Origin of the sequence: Sporolactobacillus sp. CQH2019 (genome assembly GCF_028765345.1) — a bacterium.
Taxonomy (GTDB): Bacteria; Bacillota; Bacilli; order Bacillales; family Sporolactobacillaceae; genus Sporolactobacillus.
In genome coordinates this window covers 159,048-179,389 of sequence record NZ_JARAJZ010000002.1, presented here as the reverse complement: position 1 = coordinate 179,389, position 20,342 = coordinate 159,048, and the positions used below count along the sequence as shown (strand labels likewise).

The 20,342-nt window shown below is 51.7% G+C and carries 16 protein-coding genes, 1 other RNA gene and 1 pseudogene; 16 read left to right on the top strand and 2 right to left on the bottom strand.

Going from position 1 to position 20,342, the window contains the following annotated elements:
- Window position 1: 1 nt before the first annotated feature.
- From ruvB to yajC, 5 genes are read left to right on the top strand one after another with little or no spacing between them, the layout of a single operon-like run.
- Window positions 2-1,003: a Holliday junction branch migration DNA helicase RuvB gene (ruvB, locus tag OYT88_RS03830; protein ID WP_274398299.1), complete on the top strand. Its 1,002-nt coding sequence runs from the start codon at window positions 2-4 to the stop codon at window positions 1,001-1,003.
- Between the two features lie 29 nt (window positions 1,004-1,032).
- On the top strand, window positions 1,033-1,209 hold the full coding sequence (locus OYT88_RS03825) for a DUF2905 domain-containing protein (protein ID WP_443217490.1): 177 nt from the start codon (window positions 1,033-1,035) through the stop codon (window positions 1,207-1,209).
- 23 nt (window positions 1,210-1,232) lie between these two features.
- Window positions 1,233-2,279: a tRNA preQ1(34) S-adenosylmethionine ribosyltransferase-isomerase QueA gene (gene queA / locus OYT88_RS03820; protein ID WP_274398079.1), complete on the top strand. Its 1,047-nt coding sequence runs from the start codon at window positions 1,233-1,235 to the stop codon at window positions 2,277-2,279.
- Entirely contained in the window at window positions 2,276-3,418 is a 1,143-nt protein-coding gene (gene tgt / locus OYT88_RS03815) for a tRNA guanosine(34) transglycosylase Tgt (RefSeq protein WP_274398078.1), read from the top strand. Before queA ends, tgt begins: the two co-directional genes overlap by 4 nt.
- Before the next feature lie 21 nt (window positions 3,419-3,439).
- The gene (yajC, locus tag OYT88_RS03810; RefSeq protein WP_274398077.1) at window positions 3,440-3,775 is read left to right on the top strand and encodes a preprotein translocase subunit YajC; all 336 of its coding nucleotides are present in this window, start codon (window positions 3,440-3,442) and stop codon (window positions 3,773-3,775) included.
- A 103-nt stretch (window positions 3,776-3,878) separates the two neighbouring features.
- On the opposite strand, the gene OYT88_RS03805 is transcribed toward yajC, so the two are convergent.
- Complete coding sequence (locus OYT88_RS03805; protein WP_274398076.1) at window positions 3,879-4,259, bottom strand: TIGR04086 family membrane protein; 381 nt, start codon at window positions 4,257-4,259, stop codon at window positions 3,879-3,881.
- Between the two features lie 187 nt (window positions 4,260-4,446).
- Between OYT88_RS03805 and OYT88_RS03800 the strand changes: the two genes are divergently transcribed.
- Window positions 4,447-5,004 carry a YetF domain-containing protein gene (locus OYT88_RS03800; RefSeq protein ID WP_274398075.1) on the top strand — a complete coding sequence of 186 codons (558 nt, stop codon included), beginning with the start codon at window positions 4,447-4,449 and terminating at the stop codon, window positions 5,002-5,004.
- On the opposite strand, the gene spoVB is transcribed toward OYT88_RS03800, so the two are convergent.
- Window positions 5,001-6,557 carry a stage V sporulation protein B gene (gene spoVB / locus OYT88_RS03795; RefSeq protein WP_274398074.1) on the bottom strand — a complete coding sequence of 519 codons (1,557 nt, stop codon included), beginning with the start codon at window positions 6,555-6,557 and terminating at the stop codon, window positions 5,001-5,003. The genes OYT88_RS03800 and spoVB overlap by 4 nt on opposite strands.
- 233 nt (window positions 6,558-6,790) lie before the next feature.
- Here spoVB and OYT88_RS03790 point away from each other — a divergent pair, with 233 nt between their 5' ends.
- From OYT88_RS03790 to ssrS, 10 genes and pseudogenes are all read left to right on the top strand, one after another.
- Complete coding sequence (locus OYT88_RS03790) at window positions 6,791-7,081, top strand: post-transcriptional regulator (protein WP_274398073.1); 291 nt, start codon at window positions 6,791-6,793, stop codon at window positions 7,079-7,081.
- 82 nt (window positions 7,082-7,163) lie between these two features.
- Window positions 7,164-9,405: pseudogene (gene secD / locus OYT88_RS20885) on the top strand (protein translocase subunit SecD).
- Window positions 9,406-9,486: 81 nt separating this feature from the next.
- Entirely contained in the window at window positions 9,487-9,837 is a 351-nt protein-coding gene (locus OYT88_RS03775) for a LapA family protein (protein ID WP_274398070.1), read from the top strand.
- A 52-nt stretch (window positions 9,838-9,889) separates the two neighbouring features.
- A complete protein-coding gene (gene recJ / locus OYT88_RS03770) occupies window positions 9,890-12,241 on the top strand; it encodes a single-stranded-DNA-specific exonuclease RecJ (RefSeq protein ID WP_274398069.1) in 2,352 nt (783 codons plus the stop codon).
- A complete protein-coding gene (locus OYT88_RS03765; protein ID WP_274398068.1) occupies window positions 12,231-12,743 on the top strand; it encodes an adenine phosphoribosyltransferase in 513 nt (170 codons plus the stop codon). The genes recJ and OYT88_RS03765 overlap by 11 nt, the downstream gene beginning before the upstream one ends.
- A gap of 205 nt (window positions 12,744-12,948) precedes the next feature.
- The gene (locus tag OYT88_RS03760) at window positions 12,949-15,126 is read left to right on the top strand and encodes a RelA/SpoT family protein (protein WP_274398067.1); all 2,178 of its coding nucleotides are present in this window, start codon (window positions 12,949-12,951) and stop codon (window positions 15,124-15,126) included.
- A gap of 65 nt (window positions 15,127-15,191) precedes the next feature.
- Window positions 15,192-15,638: a D-aminoacyl-tRNA deacylase gene (dtd, locus tag OYT88_RS03755; RefSeq protein WP_274398066.1), complete on the top strand. Its 447-nt coding sequence runs from the start codon at window positions 15,192-15,194 to the stop codon at window positions 15,636-15,638.
- Between the two features lie 559 nt (window positions 15,639-16,197).
- Complete coding sequence (gene hisS, locus OYT88_RS03750) at window positions 16,198-17,463, top strand: histidine--tRNA ligase (protein WP_274398065.1); 1,266 nt, start codon at window positions 16,198-16,200, stop codon at window positions 17,461-17,463.
- A 12-nt stretch (window positions 17,464-17,475) separates the two neighbouring features.
- Window positions 17,476-19,248, top strand: coding sequence for an aspartate--tRNA ligase (gene aspS, locus OYT88_RS03745; RefSeq protein ID WP_274398064.1), 1,773 nt, complete (start codon window positions 17,476-17,478; stop codon window positions 19,246-19,248).
- A gap of 245 nt (window positions 19,249-19,493) precedes the next feature.
- Window positions 19,494-19,675: non-coding RNA, 6S RNA (gene ssrS / locus OYT88_RS03740), on the top strand.
- The last annotated feature ends 667 nt before the right edge of the window (window positions 19,676-20,342 follow it).

The following is a 20,342-nucleotide window of genomic DNA, read 5'->3' as shown; positions in this document are numbered from 1 at the left end:
CGTGGAAGAAAACCGGCTGCTTGCGAGTGAATTAACCGCTGAAGATAAAGGAATCGAAAAATCGATCCGTCCGTCGGATCTGGAGCATTACATCGGCCAAGAGGCCATAAAAAAAAATCTGGAAATCTTCATAAAGGCCGCCAAAGAGCGCAACGAGCCGCTCGATCATGTGCTGTTGTACGGCCCTCCCGGTCTTGGCAAAACGACTCTGGCGATGATTATTGCCGCTGAAATGGGTGCCGGCATCCGGACGACATCGGGCCCCGCTCTCGAAAGGCCGGGAGATCTGGCCGCGGTGCTGTCGTCGCTTCAGCCGGGCGATGTTCTGTTTATCGATGAGATCCACCGCCTGAGCCGTCACGTCGAGGAAGTACTCTATCCGGCAATGGAAGATTTCTGTATGGATATCGTCGTCGGCAGGGACGATACGGCGCATTCGGTCCGCCTGAATCTGCCGCCCTTTACGCTTATCGGCGCCACGACGCGGGCGGGCTATCTTTCGCCCCCTCTCCGCGACCGTTTCGGCGTGATCAGCAGGCTGCAATATTACAGCCCCTCCGAGCTGGCGCTCATTGTCAGGCGGACGGCGTCTGTTCTCGGCACCGAAATTGACGAAGAGGCCTGTGATGAGATCTCCCGCCGCTCAAGAGGAACGCCGCGTATTGCCAATCGTCTTCTGAGGAGAATCCGGGATTTTGCCCAGGTTGAGCTGGACGGGGTCATTGACCGAAACGCGGCCCGGATCGGGCTGGAGCGTCTCCAGGTGGACGAGATGGGACTGGACCGGGTCGATCATCAGCTGCTTATGAGCATCATCGGCAAATTCGGCGGCGGGCCGGTCGGACTGGACACAATTGCGGCGTCTGTCGGAGAGGAGCGGCACACAATCGAAGACGTTTATGAGCCTTATCTGCTCCAGATCGGTTTTATTCAGAGAACGCCGAGGGGCCGGGTCGCTACCGATCATGCTTATCAATATTTTAATATAGAAAAGGAAAGCTGACCGCCATGGGAGACTTAGGCAGATTTTTGATGATTACAGGCGCCGTGCTGTTTGTGATCGGGCTTTGCTGGCCGTTGATCGGCCGTCTTCCCGGCGATATTTTTATTAAAAAGGGAAATGTCACGTTTATGTTCCCCATTGTTACCTGTATCGTCATCAGTCTGGTTTTATCACTGATTTTTTACGTCATGAATCATTTTCGCTAATGGAAAGAGAGTGCATAAAAAACATGGATGTTTCAGATTTTGATTATGAACTGCCCCAGGAGCTGATCGCTCAGACGCCGCTTAAGGACCGGGCGGCATCGCGGCTGATGGTGATTAATCCGAATAAGGACCGGATCATACACCGCCATTTCAGCGAGATCATTGATTATCTGAATCCCGGCGACTGCCTGGTTCTGAACGATACGAAAGTGCTTCCCGCCCGGCTGATCGGATATAAAGAGGATACAGGCGCCAAAATCGAATTGCTCCTGCTGAAGCAGACGGAGGGGGATTCGTGGGAATGCCTGGCAAAACCGGCAAAGAGGGTACATGAGGGCATACATATTCAATTCGGCGGCGGCAGACTTGAAGCTGTCTGCACGAAGGAACTCGATGAAGGACGGCGGATCGTGACTTTTCATTATGAAGGCATTTTCTATGAAGTGCTGGAGGAACTTGGGAAAATGCCGCTGCCGCCCTATATTAAAAAACAACTGGACGATCCTGATCTTTATCAGACGGTATATGCGAAACACCGCGGATCGGCTGCCGCACCGACGGCCGGTCTCCATTTTACAAAGCAGCTGCTTGCAGAAATCGAAAAAAAAGGCATCCACATCGTTTTTATTACACTGCATGTCGGACTCGGCACATTCAGACCGGTCAAAGTGGACAAAATAGAAGAACACACGATGCATTCGGAATTTTACCAGATGACGAAAGAGGCGGCGGACACGCTGACCCGGGCGAGGCAGGAAGGAAAACGCGTCATCGCCTGCGGAACGACAGTCATCCGCACATTGGAGACGATCACGGCTAAATTCGGCGGCGAATTCCGTGAGGCTTCCGGATGGACCGATATTTTCATTTATCCCGGCTATCGATACAGAGCAATCGATGCCATGATCACGAACTTTCACCTGCCGAAATCAACCTTGATTATGCTTGTCAGCGCTTTTGCCGGCAGAAATTTTATTCTGAAGGCCTATCACGAGGCGGTTCAGGAGAAATACCGTTTCTTCAGTTTCGGTGACGCCATGTTTATTGAGGAAAGAATTAAAACAAGATGAGCGCAGCGGTAACGTATGAACTGATTAAGACGGAAAAACATACCGGCGCGCGGCTCGGCAGGCTGCACACGCCTCACGGCACCTTTGAAACGCCGATGTTCATGCCGGTCGGAACACAGGCCACGGTCAAGACGATGAGCCCCCGTGAGCTGAAAGAAATAGGCGCCGGGGTGATCCTGAGCAACACATACCACCTCTGGCTCAGACCCGGTGAGGAGATCGTGGAAGAAGCCGGCGGACTGCACCGGTTCATGAACTGGGATCGGGGTATTCTGACCGATTCCGGCGGCTTCCAGGTTTTCAGTTTAAGCAAACTGAGAGATATAACGGAAGAAGGCGTGCATTTCCGCAGCCATCTGAACGGAGAAAAGCTCTTTCTCACACCTGAAAAATCTGTGGCCATTCAGAATGCGCTCGGCTCGGATATCATGATGGCGTTTGATGAATGTCCGCCGTATCCATGTGCTTATGACTATATGAAGGAATCGGCTGCCCGGACGAGCCGCTGGGCGGAGCGCTGCCTGGCGGCGAACGGGCATCCGGAGCGGCAGGCGCTCTTCGGCATTGTCCAGGGCGGCAACTATAAAGACCTGCGGAAACAGTCGGCGGCCGATTTAACCTCTCTTGATTTTCCCGGATATGCGATCGGCGGTTTGTCCGTCGGCGAACCGAAGGAAACGATGAACGACATGATTGCCTACATAACCCCGTTTCTCCCGGTGGATAAGCCAAGATATCTGATGGGTGTCGGCTCTCCGGACTCACTGATCGACGGAGTCATCCGCGGAATCGATCTGTTCGACTGCGTGCTTCCGACGCGCATTGCCCGCAATGGAACCTGTATGACGGAACACGGCCGCCTGGTGATCCGCAATGCGAAGTATGCCCATGATTTCCGGCCGATCGACGAACATTGCGACTGTTCTGTGTGCCGTTCGTATTCAAGAGCTTATATTCGTCATTTGGTCAAAGCCAATGAAACATTCGGATTTCGTTTAACGACTTACCATAATCTTTATTTTTTGATAAAATTAATGAAGCGTGTCCGATCGGCGATTCTGGAGGATCAGCTTCTTGAATTCAGAGAAGCCTTCTTCGAATCGTACGGGTTTAATAAACCAGATGCGAAAAATTTTTAAAAGTTGAAAGGGAGGCTGACCATGGCCAGTTTAGGAACATTAATACCGCTGATTATTTTTATTGCTATTTTTTACTTTCTGCTGATCCGTCCGCAGCAGAAGAGAACGAAAGAAACGAAACAGATGCAGGCCGCGCTGTCGCGCGGAGACAAGATTGTCACCGTCGGCGGCCTGCAGGGGACGATTGATTCGATCGACGATCAGACGGTGGTTCTCAGATGCGGGAGCAGCAAACTGACTTTCGAACGCAATGCCGTTCGTACGGTACTGAAAAAGACCGGTTCGAACGCTCATTCCGAAAACGACAAGGATAAGAAAGAAACAAAAGAATCATCTGCTGAAAAGGCGGAAAATTAAATAAAAAAAGCGGTCCTGAAAAAGGCCGCTTTTTTTATTTCCGAACCGGTAAAGACCGATTGACCGCTGTCCACAGATGACTTTTCCGGCCGGAAGGAAGAGACTAAGGACGTTTTCCCTGGAAGAAATTGACACCGATCGCTCCGCCGATCGCGCAGGAGGCAATGTTGGTCAAATAGAAAATGTATTGATTCAGCCCCGGCGCCTGATCAAGCCCGAGAAACTGAAAAAACAGGCTGAACAGGCAATAAAAAAGGCCGGTGACGGATCCGATCAGAAGTCCTCTCTCTTTCATTTTCGAACCGGATATAATCCCGCCGATGAACAAAGCGCCGATTGATATGATAATCGGCAGGACGGATCCGCCGGTTTCTGAATAAGATGTGAAGCGTAAAAGAGAAGCAAGCAGAAAAGCAGAGGCAAGGACGATGACAAATGAAGCAGCGATTCCATACGTTACGGCAGCCAGCCAGTTTCGTGCCATTTTTCCACCTCCATAGATGTGATTGAGTGTTCTTTTCTGAAAAGTCGACGCTTGTCAATGCCCGTTTACCTTCAATAGTATTCAGACGGCGGACGGTTGATGCCAAAAAGAGCAGATCCGGCGATTCATGAAATGCTTCGTTCTGTCCATACTAAGCATAAGAAAAAGAATGCGGAGGAGGAGAAAAATGGGAACGGCGGCTGCCAGAACATTGCTGTTGATCATAATTATGCTGTTTGGATTCAGAGACCTGATGGCCGCGAAACTGGGCGACCGGACTTTTTCCGAATTTATGATGCTCCTGGCAGCCGTCGAACTGTCTTTTTTCGCGGTTATCCGGCCGGATGAGCCGCTCATTCCCTTTCTGATACCGCTTCTGCTGCTGATCGCCGCTTACCGGCTGTACGTATTTTTGTTTGAAGCTTTCACAAAGCGGGCGATCCGGGAAAGCATCGCTTCGCTTTCACTTAAAGAAGAGAGCCGTCCGCCCCGGCGCGTACGTCCGCCGTCCGCCGCCGGCAAACCGGCTTTTCCCGGGAGCGCGGGCCCGCCGATGGGCCTTCCGCTTATCGAATGCGGCAAGGTGCGCGGGGATAATCTGAAACGTATCGGGAAAACGTACCTGTGGCTGAGGCAGGAGCTGCGAAAATTCGGCTATCGCGACATCCGTCGGGTAAATTATCTGACGATCGACCAGGCGGGGAATTTTTATATGGATATGAAAGACGGCAAGTCCGGGAATTAGTTTTTCACCCATTTTCCAATGATGGGAAGCTGGCCGAGTTCTTCTTTGTGAATCATCCCAAGAAAAAAAGTAAGGATCGCGTAAAAAGCTGCGATCATCGAGATCAGCACGACAGTTCTTGGCAGCAGGGCCCAGCCGGTGAAGACCCTTTCAATGAGAAAGTGAGCGAGGAAAGCGGAAAAGGCAATAATGATCGCAGTCCGTACATAGTCTTTAAGAATCAGCGAGAAGCCGATCGTCCTGATAATCAGAGCCATATGCAGGGCAGTCACGAGAACGACGTTGATACAGATGGCGAGGGCCGCCCCTTTAATGCCGAATTCGGGACGGCTTGTCAGAAAATAAAGGGTGATAATTTTGACCACGGATCCGATCAGAGTATTGAGCATCGCTTCTTTCGCGAGATCCAGTGCCTGAAGAACGGCGTGCATCGGTCCCTGGAAATAGAAAATCATGAAAAAGGGAGCCATGATACGGAGCAGATCGGCGGAGGACGGGGAGTCGTAGATCAATGTCATCAGCGGCCCTGCGAAAGAAAAGGTGACGACGAGGGACAGCCCGCCGGTCAGCATGGCGATGCGCAGTGCCTGATTGAGCCGGAAATGGATCAGGCCGTACGATTTTCTGGCGTAGGCCTCGCTGATCGTCGGGACAAGCGAAACATGAAGGGCGTGCGTGATAAAGCTGGGCAGAAGCAGCAGAGTCAGGGCATAACCGGTCAGCTGTCCGTACAGTTCCGCCGAAGCTTTAATCGAAAATCCGGCGAGGACAAGGCTGTTTGAGACAACGATCGGTTCGAAGAAATTGCTGAGTGAACCGATCAGCCGGCTTCCCATAGTCGGCAGGCCGATTCCGAGAAGCTGCCGGAGGATGGAGCGGGTGCGTTGGACGTAATGCCGCTGCTCGTTGCCGCTGCTGCCCGTCCCTTCTTTTCTGAAGGCGTGGAGCATGTACAGCAGGGAGGCGCACTCTCCCGCGGATCCGGCGATCATTGCTCCGGCCGCTGCGTACTCGACGCCGTACGGCATCAGGAGGCTGGCCAGCATGGCGACCAGGGAAATACGGACAATCTGCTCGACGATCCCCGAAAAGGCGTAGGGCTTCATATTGCGGATGCCCTGAAAATAGCCGCGCAGAACCGAGCTGACGGCAACGATCGGAATCACGGGGGTAATGGCAATCAACGGATAAATCACACGTGTGTCGGCGAACAGGAATTTGGCTGAAAGAGGAATCAGCAGCAGCATCGACACGGTCAGCAGGACACCGGAAACGCCGACGATGGCCAGCGACATCGAGAGTATTTTCTTTATTTTCCTTTGATCCCCGAACGTCTCCGCTTCGGCAACCAGTTTGGAAATGGCCACGGGGAGGCCGAGTTCCGTCAGCGTGACAACCAGCAGCATCGCCGGGAAAGCCATCATGTAAAGCCCGACGCCTTCGGATCCGATAACCCTTGCAAGGACCATGCCGTTTATCATGCCTAATATGCGCGTGAACAATCCTGCCGCCATTAATATAAGGGATCCGGTTAAGAAAGATTGCCGTGCCATTGATTGTCCACCTTTTTCTGCCGTTATTGCGGTGAATAAAAAAGACTGCCGCCTGCATATTGGGATTATATGCAGCGGACCCGCCCGGGCATGACAAGCCCTGCCCAGTGAGCATCTGAATGATTGAAGCGGGTATTGCGGCAGCAGCTGAGATAAAAAGGTTTTTGCCCGGTGAATTGTCTTTCGTATTGGCAGCCAGTTATGCTATGATAAATATCATGGGAGGAATCTGAATGCCGGAAACTAATGAAGGTATGGAAAAGTGGCGGAACGAAATTATGCCGTTTTTGCAAAGCAAACTTGAAGAATTTCATTTGCTGGGCCTGAATCATCTGACAATGGATGAATTCTGGAAATTTACGAAAGAAAGGCTGGAGAGGAAAAAAGGGAACAAGCCTGAACGAATACATGAAGTGGTAGCCGAGGTCATGTCGCTGACTGTGAATGATTATATGAACAAGCTGCGGATGGATATGTTAAAAGACAGTCCGGTCGGCTTGGGCGACGGCCCGCTGTTCAAATAGACAATTCATGCGGACGGCCGGAAGGTGCGGCACGGGGGAGGCCCCTTCCGGCGTAGAAAGAGAAGGGAGCAAGTTAACGATTATGGTAAAAAAAGGACCGCTGTTTTCCTTTTTTGCAATCCTGATTGTTTTGGCAGTCATACTTAGTTTTGCTACGGCGCCCATCATACATAATGTGAAGCTGGGCCTTGATCTGAAGGGCGGTTTTGAGGTTCTTTATCAGATCAAGCCGCTGAAAGCGGGACAGAAAATCGACAGCAACACAATGAGCAACGCTGTGGCTGCGATCGACAAGCGTATCAATGTCCTCGGTGTAAGCGAGCCGAGTATTTCAATCGAAAACGGCAACCGGATCCGCGTTCAGCTTCCGGGCGTAAAGGATGAGAAACGGGCCCGCCAGCTGCTCTCGACAACGGCCGTTCTGAGTTTCCGGGACTATAAGGACCATCTGATGATGGACGGGAGCGAACTGCAGCCGGGAAAGGCCAGTGTGGCTTTCGATCAGCTCAATCAGCCGATGGTTACCCTGCAGCTGAAAGATTCGAACAAATTTGCCAGTGTCACGAAAAAAATTCTTGCCGAAGCACCGAACAATGTGCTTGTTATCTGGCTGGACTATCAGAAGGGCGATTCTTTCCTGAAAGAGGCTTCGCAGAAAAATCATAAGTTTATTTCAGCGCCCCAGGTCAGTGAGGTTCTGAACACGACCAATGTGCAGATCACCGGGATGTCCTCGGTGAAGGAGGCGACCAACCTGAAGGATCTGCTGAATTCCGGTTCGCTGCCGGTTAAGATGACCGAAATCTATTCGGATTCGGTCGGCGCGCAGTTCGGCCAGGATTCAATGACGCAGACGCTGTTTGCCGGCGCACTCGGCGTGGCGGCGATTCTGCTTTTCATGCTTGCTTTTTACAGGCTCGGCGGCCTGATCGCGGATATCACGCTCATATTTTATGTTTATATTGTTATGGGAGTCTTTGTCGGACTTCAGGCGGTCCTGACGCTGCCGGGGATTGCGGCGCTGATTCTCGGAATCGGGATGGCAGTCGATGCCAATATTATCACTCTGGAGCGGATCAAGGATGAGATACGCAGCGGCAAATCGATTCTGTCGGCTTTCAAATCGGGAAGCCAGCGGGCGCTGCCGACCGTCGTCGATGCCAATATGACGACCATTATTGCCTCGGGAGTGCTCTTTGCATTCGGAAACAGCGCCGTCAAAGGTTTTGCCGTCATGCTGCTGATCAGCAACGTCATCACGCTGATTACATCGGTCTACGGCGCACGCCTGTTCCTCGGCCTGCTGATCCGCAGCAGGGCGCTGAATGACAAACCGGGCCTGTTCGGCGTCAGGAGGAGTGATATTCGTGAGTAATAAGCGGAATATGAACTATAAGCACTATAATAAGTTTTATAATCACCTGGATTTTATCAAATACAGAAATATCTTCTTCACTTTTTCAGCTTCTCTGATCCTGATCGGCATCATTTCCCTGTTTGTCTTTCACCTGAATCTGGGTATCGATTTCAGCAGCGGAACACGAATCGACGTGCAGGGCAGCCGGACGATGCCTGTCACTGAAATCAGCAAAACCTTTACCGATCTCGGCTATCAGCCGGGACAGCCGACCGTATCGGGCAATCATAATAATACGGTCACGGTCACTCTCAATAAAGAATTAAATCAGCAGCAGGTGGCGGCGATCAAGAGTGCCATTCAGAGCAAGTTCGGCGTGAATCCCAATGTCAGCACGGTTTCGCCGCAGGTAGGCCGCGATCTGGCTAAAAATGCCTTTTATGCTCTGATTCTTGCTTCAGTCTTTATCATCATTTATGTGTGGATCCGTTTTGAATTTCTTCAGGGGCTGACGGCGGTCCTTGCCCTGATTCACGACGCTTTCATTATCATCACGGTATTCAGCCTGTTTCACATTCAGGTCAGCATCCTGTTTATTTCGGCCGTGCTGACGATTGTCGGCTATTCGATCAACGATACGATTGTGACATTCGACCGCGTCAGGGAAAATATCAAGCTCAGCAGAAAGCGGCTGACGACGTTTGAAGAACTGGGTGCCGTCGTCAATCTCAGTATCCGGGAAACGCTGACGCGGTCGATCAATACGGTCCTGACCGTTCTCTTTCCGGTTATCTTTCTGCTGATTTTCGGCAGCGAGTCGATCCGCACGTTCACGATCGCCTTGCTTGTCGGCCTGATCTGCGGCGTCTATTCATCGATCTGTATTGCCTGTCCGCTCTGGGCGGTGCTGAAGGCGCGTTATCTGGCAAGCCGCAAGCGGAAAAGAACGGTGCAGCCGCAGGCCTGATTGATTTTCGAAAAAGAAAGGCAGACTCTCGTTTCGTCTTTCTGCTCTTTTTTCTGATTACCTTAATAGGAGGCAGACACAGTGAAAAAACAATGGAGCCTGCTTTTTGCGCTGATCTTTATTTTGATCGTCGTGCTGTTCTCCATCGGGAATGTGGGGTATGTGACTTTTAATTTCCTGTTCGGAAGCGTACGGCTGCCGCTGATTCTGATCATTCTCGGCTTTTTTCTGCTCGGCGCTTTCCTGGTCGGCTTATTCACTTATTATAAAATATATGTGCAGCAGCGCCGCATCAGGAAGCTTAAACGGGAATTGCAGCGTCTGACGGAGCTGCATCCAGGGGAAGGAGATCAGGCCGCCGCGGACGGGACACCGGACGGCGAAGAGAAAGAAACCCGCGCTTCCAGGCGCCGTTCTTTACTGAAAAAATAAGGCCTCGTCTGAAAGTCTATTGATTGTGAAGTGAAGGAGGAGGGGAGGCCGTTTGTTAAAACCAAACTATCACTGGATTTTAAAGCAGGCGGATGAAACAAAGACGCACGCATTGGCCGATGCGCTGCACATTTCTTCACTGACCGCACGCCTTCTCGTGCTGCGCGGGATCGATCGGCCGGAAAAAGCGAAAATTTTTTTGCATCCGGAGAAGGTGCAATTCTGCGATCCGATGGAAATGCTCGGCATGAGGGAAGCAGCGGCAAGAATCGTCCGGGCGGTCCGCGACGGTGAAGCGATCCGTGTGTTCGGCGACTACGATGCGGACGGCGTCACTTCAACCGCCTTGATGATCCGAGCACTCGGGAAAATGGGAGCAAAAGTCAGCAGTTATATTCCCAACCGGTTCACGGATGGTTACGGGCCGAATGTCCGGGCGGTTGAAAGAGCGGGGAACGACCAGGTGAAGCTGATCGTGACCGTGGACTCGGGGATTGCCGCTTTAGAAGCTGCTTCGAAAGCGAAGGAACTGGGGATTGATTATATTGTCACCGATCACCATGAACCGCCGGCTATCCTGCCGGATGCATTCGCCATTCTGAATCCGAAACAGCCCGGATGCGATTATCCGTTTAAGGGCCTCTCCGGTGCGGGCGTAGCGCTGAAACTCGTTCAGGCGGTCTGTTCCGGTCCTGCGGATGACAACTGGATCGCACTGGCCGCGATCGGAACCATTGCCGATCTTGTCCCGATGCGCGCTGAAAATCGTCTGATTGTTTCCAGAGGACTGCAGATCATAGGCGGGGGATCGCTTGCAGGAATCGATGCTCTGAAGATAAAAGCCGGAATCAGCGGGGCCGTGGACAGCGATATGATCGGTTTTCAGCTGGCGCCCAGGCTCAATGCGGCCGGCCGGCTGGCCGATGCGGACACGGCTTTACGCCTGCTGCTCTCCGACGACGGCGAAGAAGCGGCGCTTCTTGCCAGCCGGCTGGAGGAATTGAATCGGCAGAGAAAAGCGCTGGCCGATCAAATCATGCTTGAAGCCGATAAGGAAGCGTCCGACTATTGCCGACGCGGTGACAAAGCCCTGGTGATTGCGGGCAAAGACTGGCATCAGGGTGTTATCGGCATTGTGGCTTCACGAGTGGTTGAAAAATATTACCGGCCGACTGTTATTCTCAGTATCGATCAGCAAAGCGGAACGGCCAAGGGATCCGGTCGGAGCATTGACGGATTCAACCTTTATCTGGGACTGAAGAAAAGTGCGGGAAACCTGACGCAGTTCGGAGGACATCAAATGGCGGCCGGACTGTCGCTTCCGGCGGACAGGATCGACGCCTTCAGAGAGGATTTCAACCGTGCCGCCGAAGAGTCTTTGGATGATCAGGCATTCATTCCCAGACTGGCTGTTGACGGCGAATGCACGCCGGACCAGATTACGGTGAAACAGATTGAGGAGATGGAGCGGCTGGCCCCCTTCGGTACAGACAACCCCCGTCCGGCTTTCCGAATGAATGCGGTCAGACTCTCGAAAATCGGCGCCGTGGGCAGAGAAAAGGCTCATCTGAAAGTGATGTTTCAGGGCCGCGACCAGGAACTTGACGGAATCGGGTTCGGGCTCGGCGGCCGGCTGGAACAGATCTCGCCGATTGATTGTCCAAGCGTGATCGGCAATTGCTCGATTAATGAATGGAACGGATTCCGAAAGCCGCAGTTTCTGATTGAGGACCTGCGTATCGACGGTCCGCAGATTTTTGACTGGCGGTCGGACCGCAAAATCCGGGAAAAAATATCCGGGCTGCCTCCGGAATCAGCCACGCTGCTCGCTTTTCATCCGGAAAGTGCGGAAGAGCTGGGCATTGCCGGCGGAATCACGCTGTTTGAACCGGGCATGTCCGTCAGGCAGCCGGATCTTGTGCTGCTTGATCTTCCCGACCAGGAAGATCAGCTGTCCGAACTGGCCGGGAACAGCCCGCTGGTTCATCGGATCTACGCGGTATTTTACCATCGGCATGAACACTACTTTACTTCATTTCCGTCACGGAAGCACTTTGTCTGGTATTATGCCCTGATACGTCAGGAACATTCATTCATGCTGGATGCCATGGCACGGAAGATTGCCAGGCATAAAGGCTGGTCCGAGCAAACGATTCATTTTATGACAAGGGTGTTTTTTGAACTCGGTTTTGTTAAAATAGATAAGGGTTTACTGACAGAAAATTCTGCGCCGGTGAAGGCGCCCTTGACTGCCTCCTTAACCTATCGTAAAGAAAAGAAACAGCTGGAGATGGAGGATCTTTTTTGCTACTCCCCGCTTTCTTCACTGAAAACGTGGTTTGAAAAGCGGATAAACGATCGTGATAAAGCTACTGAGCCGGAGGGGACCATGAATGGATTATAAGCAGTATATTGAATCGGTACAGGATTTTCCGAACAAGGGCATCAATTTCAGAGACATCACTTCGCTCCTTCAGGAAGGGACTGTCTATAAGTCGGCGATTGACGACCTGTCAAAGTTCGCGAAGGAAAGAGATGCGGAAGTGGTCGTCGGTCCGGAAGCGCGCGGATTCGTCATCGGCGGGCCGCTTGCCTATTCTCTGGGTGTGGGGTTTGTTCCTGTCAGAAAGCCGGGAAAACTGCCGCGGGAAGTGGTTACCGTTTCCTATGAGAAGGAATACGGCCTTGATGAACTCTGTATTCACAAGGATTCAATCAAAGCGGGGCAGCGCGTGCTTGTCACCGATGATCTGCTCGCGACCGGAGGCACCATCGAAGCAACGATTAAGCTGGTGAAACGTCTCGGAGGCGTCGTTGCCGGCGTCGCTTTTCTGATTGAGCTGACTGAACTGAATGGCAGAAAACTTTTGACGGATTATGATGTGCTTTCATTGATCAAATTTTAACCGGGATACGAGACGGAGTGCCCTGAACAGGGGCACTCTTTTTCTCACTTTCAGCTTCCCCTTTGTTTTCAAAAGGGACGCCATTTTTGTTTGTCGCGGAAGCGAATGGCGAATAATCAGGCAAAAACTTTACATTAACTCTGTTTTCTCAGATAATAGTGATAATACAATCCGGAAATGAGGCATCGCATAAGGTGATGGAAATATGACGATGGATGAATTAATCCAGAAGGCCTCTGCTTATCTCGATGAAAAGGATATTGCGTCGATTAAGGAGGCCTATGAGTTTGCGAGTAGGGCGCACAGCGGACAAGTCCGCAAATCGGGCGAGCCGTATATCACGCACCCGGTAGAAGTCGCCGGCATACTGGTCGACCTGAAAATGGACGCGACGACCATTATCAGCGGCTTTCTCCATGACGTGGTTGAGGATACTCCGGTTACACTCGACAACATTCGTGAGACATTCGGAAACAATGTCGCCACGCTTGTCGACGGGGTAACCAAGCTGAGACATTTTGAATACACGTCGAAAGAGGATCAGCAGGCGGAAAATCACCGGAAAATGTTCGTCGCCATGGCCCGCGATCTCAGGTGCGTCATCGTGAAGCTTGCCGATCGGCTCCATAATATGCGCACATTGAAATTCATGAGCAAGGAAAAACAAATTCAGAAAGCGAATGAGACGCTGGAAATATTCGCACCGCTTGCCAATCGTCTCGGCATTTCGGCGATAAAATGGGAACTTGAGGATATATCGCTGCGCTATCTGAAACCGCAGCAGTACTACAAAATCGTCAATCTGATGAAGCAAAAAAGAGAAGAGCGCGAGGCCTATATTGCCCAGGTGGTCGAAGACCTGAAGAAGTATGTCAAAACGGTCGATATCGAAGCGGAGATTTCCGGACGGCCGAAGCATATCTACAGTATTTATCGGAAAATGGTGAATCAGCACAAACAGTTTAATGAAATCTATGATTTATTTGCGGTCCGGATTATTGTAAAAAGCATTAAAGACTGTTATGCGATTCTCGGTATCATTCATACACATTGGAAGCCGATGCCGGGCCGTTTCAAAGATTATATCGCCATGCCGAAAGCCAACATGTATCAGTCTCTGCATACGACGGTGATCGGGCCGAAGGGAGATCCGCTTGAAGTACAGATCCGGACCGAGGAAATGCACGACGTTGCCGAATACGGCATCGCGGCGCACTGGGCCTATAAAGAAGGAAAAACAAGAAATATCAATAATAAATTTGAGGACAAGCTGACCTGGTTCCGTGAGATTCTTGAGTATCAGAATGAGACAGAAGACGCTAAAGAATTTATGGAATCACTCAAAATGGATCTGTTTTCCGACACAGTGTTTGTTTTTACGCCTAAGGGAGATGTTATCGAACTTCCGGTCGGTTCCGTGCCGATTGATTTTGCCTATCGGATTCATACGGAAATCGGCAATAAAACGGTCGGCGCAAAAGTCAACGGGAAAATGGTGCCCCTCGATTATAAGCTGAAGACCGGGGATATTGTCGAAGTGATGACATCGAACCATTCGTACGGACCGAGCCGCGACTGGCTGAAGATCGCCCAAGGTTCGGCGGTAAAAAACAAAATCAGGCAGTGGTTCAAGAGGCAGCAGCGCCAGGAGAACGTAGCGAACGGCAGAGAAATGATTGAAAAAGAATTGCGGAGCCAGGGAATCAGCCTGAAAGATACACTGACTGAGGCGAATATCGCCAATGTTGTGAAAAAATATAATTTTTCCCATGAGAATGAACTGTACGCTGCAGTCGGATTGAACGGAATTCCGGCGAAACAGGTCGTCGCCAGACTGACTGAAGACGAGAAAACGGCGAAAGAGACAGAAGCGGATGAAGCGGCCAAGCAGTTTCCCGAGTCGAAAAATACCGTCGTTCACCGCCGCCGGACGTCGCTCGGCGTGCGTGTCAAGGGGGTCGACAATTTACTGATCCGGCTTGCCCGCTGCTGCAATCCCGTCCCCGGCGATGCGATCATCGGCTATGTAACGAGAGGAAGGGGCGTCACGATCCATCGTGTCGACTGTCCGAACATCAAAAATGAAGAGTCGGATGAACGGCTGATGGAAGTGGAGTGGGAGAATAATGAAGAGAAATCGAAAGAGTACAATGTCGATATTGAGATAACAGGCTATGACCGCAACGGGCTGCTTAATGAAGTGCTGCAGTGTGTTTCGGATGCTCATACGGCAATCAATGCAGTGTCGGGAAGAGCCGACAAAAACAAGGTGGCTTCAATTCATATGACCATTGCGATTACGAATATCAGCCATCTGCGCCGTGTGGTCGACAAGATTAAGCGTCTTCCGGATATTTATTCCGTGCGCCGCGTGATGCAATGATCGGAACGGCCGTGTCGTACAGAATCATCATCAGGCGATTTAATATCAAAAAAGGGTGAGCGGATGTGAGAGTGGTTGTTCAGAGAGTCATGGAAGCCCGTGTTCGAATTGGCGGGGAAACAGTCGGGCAGATCAGGCAGGGACTGATGCTGCTCGTCGGTATTAAAAAGGGCGACACGGCTGAAGATATGGATTATGTGGCTGATAAAATCGTCGGCCTGCGTATTTTTGAAGACGGGGAAGGGAAGATGAACCGATCGATTCAGGAAACCGGGGGAGAAATTTTGTCCGTTTCGCAGTTTACACTCTACGGGGATACGTCGCATGGAAGGCGGCCGAGTTTTATCGAGGCCGCACGTCCCGATCAGGCTGAACCGCTTTACGAGGCTTTCAATGCACGACTGAGGAGCCGGGGAGTAACGGTCTCAACCGGGCGATTCGGCGCGATGATGGCGGTGTCGCTGATCAATGACGGACCGGTTACCCTGATTATAGAAAGCAAGAGGCATTGATCCCGGCAATCCGGCAGGATCGCGGCAGTGATGTGTCGGCGTTGCGATAAAAATCAGATTTTTAAAAATTAAAAGGTATCGAGCAGTTGTTTTTCGCGAAAACTTGACATATTGACGAATCATTCGTACTATGAAGGAACAAAGCCAGTGACGAAGAGGTTCTGCAGGTCTGCTGTCAAAGAGAGGGTGCGCCTTTGGCTGAGAACGCGCCCGGTGAATTGCGCCTGCAGACGGACACTTCCGAGGCATTTTTCTGAAGTACAGGCGTTGCGGTATGTAGCGGCCCGTTGTAAGTAGGAAAAATCGTCTCCCGGGCGTTAACCGGATTGAGAGGAAACATCGGCCGATGTTTCAATTCAAGGGTGGCACCGCGAATGTTTATTCGTCCCTTGTTCGTCGTTAGTCCGGCGGACAGGGGGCTTTTTATTATCCCGCAATGTTTAATCCAATCCGTTTGATCACGGCGATAAACGGCGGGCCCGCCGGCAATTTTTTCCCGGACCGGCCGCCATCCTTTCAGAGGAAGAAAGCGGAAATCAGGTGAAGGAGGACTATCATTTTGCTTATCCAAATACCCCGCGGGACCTACGATGTTCTGCCGGAAGAATCGGAAGTCTGGCAGAAGATTGAGGAGAGTGCCAGGAAGGTGTGCGCTCTGTTCAATTACAAGGAAATCCGCACGCCCGTTTTTGAATCCACCGACTTATTTCAAAGAGGGGTTGGGGATACGACGGACATTGTTCAGAAGGAAATGTACAATTTTAAAGATAGGGGCGGCCGCAGCCTGACGCTCAGACCGGAGGGAACCGCGTCCGTTGTTCGCGCTTTTGTCGAGCATAAGCTGTTCGGGCTTCCGAACCAGCCGGCAAAACTGTACTACATCGGGCCGATGTTCCGCTATGAGCGGCCGCAGTCGGGAAGAACACGCCAGTTTACACAATTCGGAGTTGAAGTACTCGGTTCGAAGGATCCGTCGGTTGATGCGGAAGTGATTGCACTGGCGATGTCTTTTTACGAAATGCTCGGCCTGAAGAAGCTGAAACTTGTGCTGAACAGCCTGGGCGATCCGGAAAGCCGGGCGGCGCACCGTCAGGCGCTGATTGCGCATTTCAAGCCGTCGATCGGCGAGTTTTGCGAAGACTGTCAGAACAGGCTTGAAAAAAATCCGCTGCGCATTCTGGACTGCAAGAAGGACCATGATCATCCGCTGATGAAATCGGCACCGTCGATTCTCGATTTTCTGACAGAACCCGCCCACGATTATTTCGAAAAAGTGAAAGGCATTCTGGATGAAATGGGAATCGCCTATGAACTCGATTCGACACTTGTCAGAGGCCTGGACTATTACAACCATACGACTTTTGAGATTATGGGATCAAGCAAAGGTGCGATTACGACACTGACCGGGGGAGGCAGGTACAACGGCCTGGTCAGTGAACTCGGCGGGCCGGAAACACCCGGTGTCGGCTTCGCTCTCAGTATCGAACGGCTTCTGCTCGCTCTTGAAGTCGAAAACATTTCACTGAAAAGCGAAACATCGCTCGACTGCTTTATTGCGGCGATCGGTGAGACGGCCGGCAGAAAAGCGGCTGTCATCCTGAACGAACTGCGCCGGACGGGACTCAGAGCTGATAAGGATTACATGGACAGGAAAGTGAAAGCTCAGTTCAAACAGGCCGACAGAGACCGTGCCCGATTCGTCATTGTGATCGGCGATGAAGAGCTGCAGGCGCAGGCGGCGCAAGTCAGGAATATGACCGATGGCACTCAGGAACAAGTCGCGTTTGCCGGACTGGCCGATTATTTAAAAGCGAAAATCAATTAATGGGGTGAAAAAATGTATCGAAATGCTCATTGCGGCGAATTGACTGCCGAACAGGCCGGACAAACGGTGACACTGGCCGGCTGGGTGCAGAAAAGGAGAGATCTGGGCGGCGTCATCTTCATCGATCTGCGCGACCGGTCGGGTATCATTCAGATTGTTTTCAATCCGAAAGTTTCTCAGGAAGCCTGGAATCAGGCGGACAAAGTGCGGAGCGAATACTGCCTTTCTGTTACCGGGGCCGTGACATTGCGTGATCCGGAAGCAATCAATGAAAAAATAAAAACCGGCAACATTGAAGTCATGATCAGCGAGATACGGGTGCTGAATCAATCGAAAACGCCGCCGTTTCCGATCGAAGACGGTATCGAGGCGTCGGAGGACGTCCGCCTGAAGTATCGTTATCTCGATTTAAGGCGTCCCGAGATGCTTGAGACGTTTAAAATGCGCAATAAAATCACGAAAACGCTGCGCCGCTTTCTCGATGACAAGGGGTTTCTGGATATCGAGACGCCGATCCTGACAAAGAGCACTCCGGAAGGAGCCCGCGATTATCTGGTCCCGAGCCGCGTTCATCCGGGCGAGTTTTATGCACTGCCCCAGTCTCCTCAGCTTTTTAAACAGCTGTTGATGGCTTCGGGCATGGAAAAATATTATCAGATTGCCCGCTGTTTCCGCGATGAGGATCTTCGCGCCGACCGCCAGCCCGAATTCACCCAGGTTGACATTGAAATGTCATTTTTCGAAGTGAAAGCTTTTCAGGATATGATTGAAGAAATGATTGTTCATTTAATGAAAGAAGTAAAAGGGATCGACATTCCGCGTCCTTTCCGGAGACTGACCTATGCACAGGCTATGGACCTCTACGGGAGCGACAAGCCGGACACGCGCTTCGGCATGACCTTGATCGACCTGACGGATATCGCAGCCGACAGCACGCTCAGAGTCTTTAAGGAAGTTCAGGAGAAGGGCGGCCAGGTCAAAGCGATCAACGTGAAGGGACAGGCGGCCGGCTTCTCCCGCAAGCAGGTTGACGAAGACCTGCGCGCCGTTGTCTCGCCGTATGGAGCGAAAGGGCTCGCCTGGCTGAAGGTTGAAGAAGGCGGCATGAAGGGGCCGATTGCCAAGTTCTTCGATGAGGGGCTGACTGCACGGATCGCTGCACGGACGCATGCCGAACCCGGAGACCTGCTGCTGTTCGTTGCCGACAAAAAGAAGATCGTTGCCGACAGCCTGGGGGCGCTTCGTCTGAAGCTTGGCAAAATGCTCAATCTGATCGATCAGTCTGCTTTTAACTTTCTCTGGGTAACGGAATTCCCGCTTCTTTCCTACAGTGAGGAAGAACATCGCTTTGTCGCTGAACACCATCCGTTTACGATGCCTGTTCTGGAAGATATGGTCAGGATAGAGAGTGATCCGGGCAGCGTACGGGCCCAATCCTATGACATGGTGCTCAACGGTTTTGAGCTGGGCAGCGGTTCGGAGCGAATCTGCAACCACGATATGCAGGAAAAAATGTTTAAGGTGCTCGGATTCAGCAAAGAACGCGCAGAGAAACAGTTCGGCTTTCTCATGGAAGCCTTTGAGTACGGCACACCGCCGCATGGAGGCATCGCGCTCGGAATCGACCGCATTGTCATGCTGCTGTCGGGACGCCCGAGCCTGAGGGATACGATCGCTTTTCCGAAGACGGCGAGTGCTTCGGATCTGCTGACGCATGCCCCGAGCGAAGTCGACCAGGCCCAGCTGAGCGAACTGCACCTTGATGTGGCCACTTTGCTAAAGTAAAAGAAAGCATTCTGAAGATACCTTTTTGAAAAGCGGTACGACTGAGAGGAAACAAGGTCCGGGCCGATCTTCTGGAGCTTAAGACGGAAGCAGGCAACTTTCCCTGCCGCCGGTTTATCGGCGCTGCAGATTGCAGCTGCCCGCGCACGGAGGATCATCGGCAAGTAGAACAGACAAAGCCCGCCGGGACCATAAAAAGTTGATAAGCGCTTTCAGTTGTGCTAAGATAAATGCAGAAGTTAAAGAGAGTCCTGAAGTGTTAGTCGATAGTCGATATGTTTTGCCGAACATTTTTTGAATGGGAGTCCGTTGTTTTCACTCGGAACGCAGGCCCGCGCAGGGATCCGTAAACTGTGAAACAGGGCACCCACCTGCTCACGAGCGGGTTTCAAAGCTGCGGCTTCACAACGGCACATTCGGGGCTTTCTTGCTCTGTTTTCAAAAAAAAGAACCGGAACTAAGCTGAAAAACTTGGTTCCGGTTTTTTTAGTTGCGCGATGACTGTTCAATGATTGCTAATGGGTATCTCCTCAACTCATGTATCCAGCCGGGCCGCGGCGCGAAGGCGCCGGCGATTCTTCCGAAAAGCGGTCGCTTTGCACGAGCGGCAGGTTCATGCGAACGCGGTTTATTCCGCTGAAAAGGAGGACTGTCCTGTGCGGACAGCGTTACTTGGCGAAAACGTCCGATCTTTGATCTTTTTCTTCGGACCGGCGCGGATCCTGTGAATCGTGGTGCGCTGGAAAACGAGAGCGTACAGTTAATCGCCGTAAAGCAGTAAAATGCAAAATATTAACAGTAATTGGCAGTAAACGGCAGTAAACGGACCGGAATCAATAGGTGCGAATGATCGGAACAGCAATTTATACCCGATTGATTAAATAAATCAACCTTCGGCCGGGAGTTTTGGCCGTTTATCGGTCGACGCACCGAAACGCCGAAAGGCCGCACCGAATGCGGCTACAGACGCACCGAAATGCCGAAAAAGCGCACTAAATCGTGCCAAACTTGCCCCGAAACGTCGGGAAGTCGCACCGAATCAGAGAGGTTGCCCCGAATCCGGTTACAGACGCACCGAAATGCGGAAAAAGCGC

Bases quoted from the DNA above. Each gene is read 5' to 3' on its own strand.
- tgt (WP_274398078.1), top strand. From the start codon at position 2,276: ATGAGCGCAGCGGTAACGTATGAACTGATTAAGACGGAAAAACATACC.
- OYT88_RS03825 (WP_443217490.1), top strand. From the start codon at position 1,033: ATGATTACAGGCGCCGTGCTGTTTGTGATCGGGCTTTGCTGGCCGTTG.
- OYT88_RS03800 (WP_274398075.1), top strand. From the start codon at position 4,447: ATGGGAACGGCGGCTGCCAGAACATTGCTGTTGATCATAATTATGCTG.
- spoVB (WP_274398074.1), bottom strand. From the start codon at position 6,557: ATGGCACGGCAATCTTTCTTAACCGGATCCCTTATATTAATGGCGGCA.
- OYT88_RS03765 (WP_274398068.1), top strand. From the start codon at position 12,231: ATGGATTATAAGCAGTATATTGAATCGGTACAGGATTTTCCGAACAAG.
- queA (WP_274398079.1), top strand. From the start codon at position 1,233: ATGGATGTTTCAGATTTTGATTATGAACTGCCCCAGGAGCTGATCGCT.
- OYT88_RS03790 (WP_274398073.1), top strand. From the start codon at position 6,791: ATGCCGGAAACTAATGAAGGTATGGAAAAGTGGCGGAACGAAATTATG.
- OYT88_RS03805 (WP_274398076.1), bottom strand. From the start codon at position 4,259: ATGGCACGAAACTGGCTGGCTGCCGTAACGTATGGAATCGCTGCTTCA.
- yajC (WP_274398077.1), top strand. From the start codon at position 3,440: ATGGCCAGTTTAGGAACATTAATACCGCTGATTATTTTTATTGCTATT.
- OYT88_RS03760 (WP_274398067.1), top strand. From the start codon at position 12,949: ATGACGATGGATGAATTAATCCAGAAGGCCTCTGCTTATCTCGATGAA.
- aspS (WP_274398064.1), top strand. From the start codon at position 17,476: ATGTATCGAAATGCTCATTGCGGCGAATTGACTGCCGAACAGGCCGGA.